The sequence below is a fragment of the Cupriavidus phytohabitans genome (assembly GCF_017815025.1).
In the GTDB taxonomy this organism is placed as follows: Bacteria; Pseudomonadota; Gammaproteobacteria; order Burkholderiales; family Burkholderiaceae; genus Cupriavidus.
The window spans coordinates 1-3274 of sequence record NZ_JAGIQB010000143.1 but is presented as its reverse complement, the minus strand read 5'-3'; the positions used below and the strand labels follow the sequence as shown (position 1 = coordinate 3274).

Sequence of the window (3274 nt, the reverse complement as noted above, 5' to 3'; positions counted from 1 at the left end):
TGCGTGACGGCGCGGTCAAGGACTTGCTGATCGCCGTCGAGCGGGCGAAGGCCCAGATTCGGGCGCGTGTCGAGCATTCGTTCCATGTCATCAAGAATCTGTTTGGTCATCGCATAGTTCGCTCTGTATGTTTCGTGTCTGTGTCCCAGCAGGGCATCTCCGCTGCATGCTGTACTCAACAAGCTCACCAGTATTGCCACAAAGCCGTATTCGAACCCTTCATGACCGGCGTTTGACAAGAAACTAGTTTTAGTCTTCGATATCCTCAACTAGCCGTTCTCGCACTCAGGCCGAAAATTCGAGGTCTTGCCATTTCGGCTTTGAGTTTTACAGCTATCGAACTTCAACGCGCTGAATCAATCCAGGCAATGCGATCGCGAGAACGGTCCTGTCGCACATCGTCCCAGACCAAGGCGTTCTTCTTCTTTGCGGTTAATCCGTCGGGTGGCGTAACGGTATTCAAGGCCGGCATCGGCGAGTGCAGCCTGGACGGGCTCGTTTCCAATCTTGAACGCATCATGCGCTCGACCAACACCGATGCCCAGTACGATGTGGCGCTGGCGGCCTTCAGCGACCATCCGGATCCGGTCCGGCCGATGCTACTCCGGCGTAGACGAGAACTGCTGAGGTGTGAAAGCCATTTGCGATTCTAATGAGTCCGATCCAAACAATCGATTGCCAAATTTCGAGCAACGTCGACCTATCCGTGATAGATTCACTGACGGCAGATCTCTGTGTGAATGCGCCATGGAATGGAATGTCAAGACTGCTTGGTTTTTGCGCGCGCGATCCGAGCGAAAATGACTTCCGCGACATACCGCGTTTCCATTGGCCTAAAATCGCCACCAGAAAGCATGCAGCCTCGTTGACGGAGTAGACAATTGCACCTTTTTGATGTAAATCAGATGACCGGGTTTTTCGTAAACTCGTTCAAGCTCGTAGCGATATTCGCTACCGTCTGTGTCGCGTTCGAGCTGATTTTTCCGGCTTATCGATACGGTTTTGCGTCATATGTTCGCGGGGTACGAAATTGGATCATTCGCCTTGGGTTCGCTGCAGTTGTCTGGCACGTCTACGCTGTGGGTCTGGAATGGTTAGGGGTCAAGCCGCTCCTGACGGTGAATTTCGGGACGTGGTTTCACTCTGACAACGCAATTATTAGCGCGGGCTTCGGCGTTCTTTCAGGCGTTCTAGTCGCAATTGCCGCTGATTTCTTCGTCTACTGGATGCACCGTGCACAGCATGCTATTCCATTCCTGTGGCGCATGCACGCCACCCATCATTCTATCCGCGAACTGACGGCTTGGAATTGTGCTCATCACTTATCTGAGCCGCTTATTCATGCTTTTTTCGTCGCAATGCCGCTGGCTCTGATCCACTTCGAATCTGGCGTCGTGCCAACTGTTGCCCTGACGCTGATTGCCTTTCAGGTCCACTTGTGTCACTCGAGCACGCGAATTAATCTTGGGCTGCTACGATACATCGTCGGGGATGGCAAGTTCCACCGTATTCACCATTCAATGGAAGCGCGTCACAGGGGCCGAAACTTCGGGATATTTACGACGCTCTGGGACACGATTTTCCGTACGGCGTACTGGCCGACAAAGGACGAGTGGCCAAAAGTTGGCCTCGCAAACCAGTCTGAACCGATCACGGTGCGCGATTACCTTATGTTTCCTTTTGACCAACGCCGCTGGCGTAAAGCGACGGTCGGAAGTGGCGTACGAAAGGTCGAGGTTGTCGATTAAGTGCAGTGAACACCTCATTGAAGGCGTGCCGCACTTGTGTTGCTGCCAACCGAATCGCGGAGTTGCCGGTCACGCGGTGGCTGGGCCGCTCAAATGCGACCGAGCTTGGTATCGATGTGCAGCAGGTTACCCGGAGCGGCGTGTTCATAGCGCATGATGGGCTCGCGTGGCTGCAGATCGGCGAGCCTGGACAGGCTAGCGCGCGCGAGCACCCGGCTACAGTGGATTCGGAAACACCAATACTGCGGGCGATTTGCCGCTGGAGCATACGCCGTTGGCTCAACTCCACGATCAACAGGGCCTTGGATGAGTCAATGGTCCACGGCGAGCGGCCCGGCCGGGACGAAGCGTCGGCACGCCACCGGCCAGACAACGGCCCAGCCACTTGTGAGCCGTCGGTGCTGTAACGCCATGGCTAAGCGGCTGCTTCGGGCACACTCAGACCATGTTCGGTGATGTCTTGGACCATCTCGAGTCGACGGGCGAAGGTCGGGCATTCTTATGGGTGTTCATCCGGCTGAGCTCTTGGAAGTCTGGGTGTTTGGCGACTTCCAGTTTTCCAGACTCAGTTCAGATGAACCACGATACAACGCATTGCAGCTTCACATCCAGCGCGGGGTGAGCTTCAACACCGAGTCGGTGCGGAACTGGTGTGACAGGTTTGGCGCGCAGTTTCCCCGTCCGGCGAAAGCCGGACGCGTCGCGCCGGGCTCGACTTGGCATCTCGATGAACGTGTGTCAGGGAGGAACTAAGATCCGCTCTTCCCGCAGAGCTCGGCCCCGCCGAAAGGCTTCAGAGGAATTCTGCACCGACACAGTCGCAGGCTACAACTCCATTTATAAAGACGCCATGTTCAAGAGGCTGGATGTCTTGCCCATGCTAGACGAAAGATCCACTATCTCTCTTGGCACGCAGGAACGACGCTGACATCCGCGAGAAACGCCCTACGAGCGAAAGCGTGTCCGACCGGAACGGGCGCAAGCCTTCGAGGTCTGGCTACGCTCGGCGCTGAGCAAGGTATCGTCCAATAGCGATACCGCGAAGGCGATGGGCTGCGCATTGAATCAGTCGAGAGCACTAATGCAGTATGCCAGCGATATTTGCGATTGAGATTAACAATAATGCCGCGGAGCGGGCGTTGTGGGCCGGCTCTCGGTAGAAATTATGCGCAGTTGCAAAATATGTGCAGTCCGTCATCAACGGCGATTGCTCCGGCAGTTGCCGGGCTGTTCCACGAGGATTTGTGGTCCGGCGAACTACGCATAATTACAACGACTCCAGGAACTGCAAGAGTCGATCCGGCGGTCGATATCGACTCTTCTTTACATGTGGCGGCTGAATGGCGTTCAGCGCCCGCTCCTTCATTTCCAGATTCGCGAGGTATTGTCAAATTTGGTGTACGAGGGCTGATCGTGGCCGGTTCTCAGGCGGCGAGTTTCTGCTGATCTGGCGGATTGTCATGCGCCGGAGTTCCGTCCTTGAAGGGAATGCCCTTCAAGAGCAGTTCGATGTGTTCGGCACCGTT

At 55.6% G+C, this 3274-nt stretch carries 2 protein-coding genes and 3 pseudogenes; 4 read left to right on the top strand and 1 reads right to left on the bottom strand.

Going from position 1 to position 3274, the window contains the following annotated elements; genetic code table 11:
• The 3 genes and pseudogenes from J8I34_RS35130 to J8I34_RS33540 form a co-directional block, all read left to right on the top strand.
• A pseudogene (locus J8I34_RS35130) lies at positions 1 to 122 on the top strand (IS5/IS1182 family transposase); the annotation flags it as partial.
• A 246-nt stretch (positions 123 to 368) separates the two neighbouring features.
• On the top strand, positions 369 to 653 hold the full coding sequence (locus J8I34_RS33545) for a hypothetical protein (protein WP_245176336.1): 285 nt from the start codon (positions 369 to 371) through the stop codon (positions 651 to 653).
• 252 nt (positions 654 to 905) lie between these two features.
• Entirely contained in the window at positions 906 to 1748 is an 843-nt protein-coding gene (locus tag J8I34_RS33540) for a sterol desaturase family protein (protein WP_209778327.1), read from the top strand.
• A 61-nt stretch (positions 1749 to 1809) separates the two neighbouring features.
• Here J8I34_RS33540 and J8I34_RS33535 read toward each other — a convergent pair.
• A pseudogene (locus J8I34_RS33535) lies at positions 1810 to 2261 on the bottom strand (helix-turn-helix domain-containing protein); the annotation flags it as partial.
• 84 nt (positions 2262 to 2345) lie between these two features.
• Between J8I34_RS33535 and J8I34_RS35125 the strand changes: the two are divergent.
• Positions 2346 to 2480: pseudogene (locus tag J8I34_RS35125) on the top strand (IS6 family transposase); the annotation flags it as partial.
• Positions 2481 to 3274: the final 794 nt, after the last annotated feature.

Coding starts and splice junctions, on each gene's coding strand:
- J8I34_RS33545 (WP_245176336.1), top strand. CDS start 369: ATGCGATCGCGAGAACGGTCCTGTCGCACATCGTCCCAGACCAAGGCG.
- J8I34_RS33540 (WP_209778327.1), top strand. CDS start 906: ATGACCGGGTTTTTCGTAAACTCGTTCAAGCTCGTAGCGATATTCGCT.